Raw genomic sequence first — 5,468 nt, forward strand, 5'->3', positions numbered from 1 at the left:
GGTGGGGCTTCTGGTCGGTGTGTGGTTGTTCTTTGAGAACTCAACAGGGTGCTTGTAAAGCCAGTGCCAATTATGATTTATACCCCGGACTGGTCAGTTTTTGCTGGCTGGTTGGGATTCCTTTGGCAACATTTGTTTGTTGTCAGGATGCTGTTCAACTAATTTTTTGTTGGAGAGTTTGATCCTGGCTCAGGACGAACGCTGGCGGCGTGCTTAACACATGCAAGTCGAGCGGAAAGGCCCTTCGGGGTACTCGAGCGGCGAACGGGTGAGTAACACGTGAGCAACCTGCCCCAAGCTTTGGGATAACCCTCGGAAACGGGGGCTAATACCGAATATTACTTCTGGCCGCATGGCTGGTGGTGGAAAGTTTTTCGGCTTGGGATGGGCTCGCGGCCTATCAGCTTGTTGGTGGGGTGATGGCCTACCAAGGCGACGACGGGTAGCCGGCCTGAGAGGGCGACCGGCCACACTGGGACTGAGACACGGCCCAGACTCCTACGGGAGGCAGCAGTGGGGAATATTGCACAATGGGCGGAAGCCTGATGCAGCGACGCCGCGTGAGGGATGACGGCCTTCGGGTTGTAAACCTCTTTCAGCAGGGACGAAGCGAGAGTGACGGTACCTGCAGAAGAAGCACCGGCCAACTACGTGCCAGCAGCCGCGGTAAGACGTAGGGTGCGAGCGTTGTCCGGATTTATTGGGCGTAAAGAGCTCGTAGGCGGCTTGTCGCGTCGACCGTGAAAACTTGGGGCTCAACCCCAAGCCTGCGGTCGATACGGGCAGGCTAGAGTTCGGTAGGGGAGACTGGAATTCCTGGTGTAGCGGTGAAATGCGCAGATATCAGGAGGAACACCGGTGGCGAAGGCGGGTCTCTGGGCCGATACTGACGCTGAGGAGCGAAAGCGTGGGGAGCGAACAGGATTAGATACCCTGGTAGTCCACGCTGTAAACGTTGGGCGCTAGGTGTGGGGGGCCTCTCCGGTTCCCTGTGCCGCAGCTAACGCATTAAGCGCCCCGCCTGGGGAGTACGGCCGCAAGGCTAAAACTCAAAGGAATTGACGGGGGCCCGCACAAGCGGCGGAGCATGCGGATTAATTCGATGCAACGCGAAGAACCTTACCTGGGTTTGACATGGCCGCAAAACTCACAGAGATGTGAGGTCCTTCGGGGGCGGTCACAGGTGGTGCATGGCTGTCGTCAGCTCGTGTCGTGAGATGTTGGGTTAAGTCCCGCAACGAGCGCAACCCTCGTTCGATGTTGCCAGCGCGTTATGGCGGGGACTCATCGAAGACTGCCGGGGTCAACTCGGAGGAAGGTGGGGATGACGTCAAGTCATCATGCCCCTTATGTCCAGGGCTTCACGCATGCTACAATGGCCGGTACAATGGGCTGCGATACCGCGAGGTGGAGCGAATCCCAAAAAGCCGGTCTCAGTTCGGATCGGGGTCTGCAACTCGACCCCGTGAAGTCGGAGTCGCTAGTAATCGCAGATCAGCAACGCTGCGGTGAATACGTTCCCGGGCCTTGTACACACCGCCCGTCACGTCACGAAAGTCGGCAACACCCGAAGCCGGTGGCCCAACCCTTGTGGAGGGAGCCGTCGAAGGTGGGGCTGGCGATTGGGACGAAGTCGTAACAAGGTAGCCGTACCGGAAGGTGCGGCTGGATCACCTCCTTTCTAAGGAGCACCTTCACCCGAAAGGGTGCAAGGAGCCCGCGGCCCACGAATGTTGGGTCGGGGTGCTCAGATGGCGGAGACACTGGCAAGTTTTGCCCTGGCAACGGCCGGCGGCGCCTAGTACAGCTACTTCGGTGGTGGGAACGGTGGCTTCTGGTGCGGCTGGGGGAGAATGTGAGCACCCTGTTGGGTCCTGAAGGAACAACCATTGGTTGTTGTTTCAGAGACGCGCCGGCCTCCTGTGTGGGGGCTGGAAGTCTGCCAGGCATGGCCTGGCCCCACATACCGCCAACAGTGTGTTGGGTTTGGTGTGGGGCGGATCGGGTTGTGGGTTGGTCGTTTGTTGAGAATTGCACAGTGGACGCGAGCATCTTTGTGGTCAAGTTGTCAAGGGCGAACGGTGAATGCCTTGGCACCAGGAGCCGATGAAGGACGTGGGAGGCCGCGATAGGCCTGGGGGAGCTGTCAACCAAGCTGTGATCCCAGGGTGTCCGAATGGGGAAACCTGGCACCAGTCATGTGGTGTCACCCACACCTGAACACATAGGGTGTGTGGAGGGAACGCGGGGAAGTGAAACATCTCAGTACCCGTAGGAAGAGAAAACAATTTAGTGATTCCGTGAGTAGTGGCGAGCGAAAGCGGATCGAGGCTAAACCGGCTGCGTGTGATACCTGTCAGGGGTTGCGTGGTCGGGGTTGTGGGACCCTGCTGAACAAGCTGACACTTGTTCGAGAAGTTACAAAGTCAGTGGCTAGTCGAACAGTCTGGAATGGCTGACCGTAGACGGTGAGAGTCCGGTAGGTGAAAGTTGCTGACCTTCTGTGGGTGTTCCCGAGTAGCGGCGGACCCCTGAAATCTGCCGTGAATCTGCCAGGACCACCTGGTAAGCCTAAATACTTCCTGGTGACCGATAGCGGACAAGTACCGTGAGGGAATGGTGAAAAGTACCCCGGGAGGGGAGTGAAATAGTACCTGAAACCGTTCGCCTACAATCCGTCGGAGCCTTGCGGGGTGACGGCGTGCCTTTTGAAGAATGAGCCTGCGAGTTAGTGGCATGTGGCGAGGTTAACCCGTGTGGGGGAGCCGTAGCGAAAGCGAGTCTGAATAGGGCGATTCAGTCGCGTGTCCTAGACCCGAAGCGGAGTGATCTAGCCATGGGCAGGCTGAAGCGCGGGTAAGACCGCGTGGAGGGCCGAACCCACCAATGTTGAAAAATTGGGGGATGACCTGTGGTTAGGGGTGAAAGGCCAATCAAACTCCGTGATAGCTGGTTCTCCCCGAAATGCATTTAGGTGCAGCGTCGCGTGTTTCTTGCCGGAGGTAGAGCACTGGATGGTCTAGGGGGCCCACAAGCTTACCGAAATCAGCCAAACTCCGAATGCCGGTAAGTGAGAGCGCGGCAGTGAGACTGCGGGGGATAAGCTTCGTAGTCGAGAGGGAAACAGCCCAGATCACCAGCTAAGGCCCCTAAGCGTGTGCTAAGTGGAAAAGGATGTGGGGTCGCATAGACAACCAGGAGGTTGGCTTAGAAGCAGCCACCCTTTAAAGAGTGCGTAATAGCTCACTGGTCAAGTGGTTCCGCGCCGACAATGTAGCGGGGCTCAAGCACACCGCCGAAGCTGTGGCATTCACATTTTATCCTCGCTTGGACTTGATTCCTTGTGCAGGTGTGTGGATGGGTAGGGGAGCGTCGTGCCGCGAGTGAAGCAGCGGGGTGACCCAGTTGTGGACGCGGCACGAGTGAGAATGCAGGCATGAGTAGCGAAAGAAGGGTGAGAAACCCTTCCGCCGGATGACCAAGGGTTCCAGGGCCAGGCTAATCCGCCCTGGGTGAGTCGGGACCTAAGGCGAGGCCGAGAGGCGTAGTCGATGGACAACGGGTTGATATTCCCGTACCCGCGAAAGAGCGTCCCTGATGAACCTCGTTGTGCTAACCACCCGAACTTGGTGAGGTCTTCGGACTGAGCTGAGGGAGCGTGGGAACCTGATGGGTAGTAGTCAAGCGATGGGGTGACGCAGGAAGGTAGCTGAGCCCGGCCGGTGGTTGTGCCGGGGTAAGCGTGTAGGCCGTGTTGTAGGCAAATCCGCAACACATGAAGGCTGAGACGTGATGCCGAGCCGATTCAGGTGAAGTCAGTGATCCTATGCTGCCGAGAAAAGCCTCTAGCGAGTTCTTAGCGGCCCGTACCCCAAACCGACACAGGTGGTCAGGTAGAGAATACCGAGGCGATCGGGCGAACTGTGGTTAAGGAACTCGGCAAATTGCCCCCGTAACTTAGGGAGAAGGGGGGCCGGAGACGTGAAGCCCCGCGCGGGTGGAGCGTTGTATGGCCGCAGAGAGCAGGGGGAAGCGACTGTTTACTAAAAACACAGGTCCATGCGAAGAAGTAATTCGATGTATATGGACTGACGCCTGCCCGGTGCTGGAACGTTAAGGGGACCTGTTAGCTCTTCGGGGCGAAGCGGAGAACTTAAGCGCCAGTAAACGGCGGTGGTAACTATAACCATCCTAAGGTAGCGAAATTCCTTGTCGGGTAAGTTCCGACCTGCACGAATGGCGTAACGACTTCCCCACTGTCTCAACCACAGGCCCGGCGAAATTGCAGTACGAGTAAAGATGCTCGTTACGCGCGGCAGGACGGAAAGACCCCGGGACCTTTACTATAGCTTGACATTGGTACTCGAATTAGCTTGTGTAGGATAGGTGGGAGCCGGTGAAGTCCATACGCCAGTATGGGTGGAGGCAATCTTGAAATACCACTCTGGTTGATTTGGGTATCTAACTTCGGACCGTTATCCGGTTCAGGGACAGTGTCTGGTGGGTAGTTTAACTGGGGCGGTTGCCTCCTAAAAGGTAACGGAGGCGCCCAAAGGTTCCCTCAGCCTGGTTGGCAATCAGGTGTTGAGTGCAAGTACACAAGGGAGCTTGACTGTGAGACTGACAGGTCGAGCAGGGACGAAAGTCGGGACTAGTGATCCGGCACTTGCGAGTGGAAGCGGTGTCGCTCAACGGATAAAAGGTACCCCGGGGATAACAGGCTGATCTTCCCCAAGAGTCCATATCGACGGGATGGTTTGGCACCTCGATGTCGGCTCGTCGCATCCTGGGGCTGTAGCAGGTCCCAAGGGTTGGGCTGTTCGCCCATTAAAGCGGTACGCGAGCTGGGTTTAGAACGTCGTGAGACAGTTCGGTCCCTATCCGCCGTGCGCGTAGGATACTTGAGAAGGGCTGTCCCTAGTACGAGAGGACCGGGACGGACGAACCTCTGGTGTGCCAGTTGTCCTGCCAAGGGCACGGCTGGTTAGCTACGTTCGGAAGGGATAACCGCTGAAAGCATCTAAGCGGGAAGCCTGCTTCAAGATGAGGTATCCCACCCACTTTGTGGGGTAAGGCCCCCAGCTAGACGACTGGGTTGATAGGCCGGAAATGTAAGCCCGGTAACGGGTTCAGTTGACCGGTACTAATAGGCCGAGGACTTGACTACTAAGCTGCTACGCGTCCACTGTGCAACTCTGAACAAGCGAACACCCGTGAGTGTGTGCCGGGGTTGTTTGATATGTTCATAGAGTTACGGCGGTCATGGCGGAGGGGAAACGCCCGGTTACATTCCGAACCCGGAAGCTAAGCCCTCCAGCGCCGATGGTACTGCACTCGTGAGGGTGTGGGAGAGTAGGACGCCGCCGGACAATCTTCCAGATAAGGCCACCCCTAACGGGGTGGCCTTATTTGCGTTTCCCTGAAGGATCCGACCCGGATTCCTGACACTCCGGTTACCCGATGACCTA

The 5,468-nt window shown here is 57.4% G+C and carries 3 rRNA genes; all 3 read left to right on the top strand.

Features of this window, described 5'->3' with window-relative positions:
- The first annotated feature begins 166 nt into the window (after positions 1 to 166).
- Positions 167 to 1,681 (top strand): 16S ribosomal RNA (locus NIE111_RS21340).
- A gap of 377 nt (positions 1,682 to 2,058) precedes the next feature.
- Positions 2,059 to 5,167: ribosomal RNA gene (locus NIE111_RS21345) — 23S ribosomal RNA — on the top strand.
- An 85-nt stretch (positions 5,168 to 5,252) separates the two neighbouring features.
- Positions 5,253 to 5,369, top strand: a 5S ribosomal RNA gene (gene rrf / locus NIE111_RS21350).
- The 16S, 23S and 5S rRNA genes sit together here, the layout of an rRNA operon.
- The last annotated feature ends 99 nt before the right edge of the window (positions 5,370 to 5,468 follow it).

Origin of the sequence: Micromonospora hortensis (genome assembly GCF_022230935.1) — a bacterium.
GTDB lineage: Bacteria > Actinomycetota > Actinomycetes > Mycobacteriales > Micromonosporaceae > Micromonospora > Micromonospora hortensis.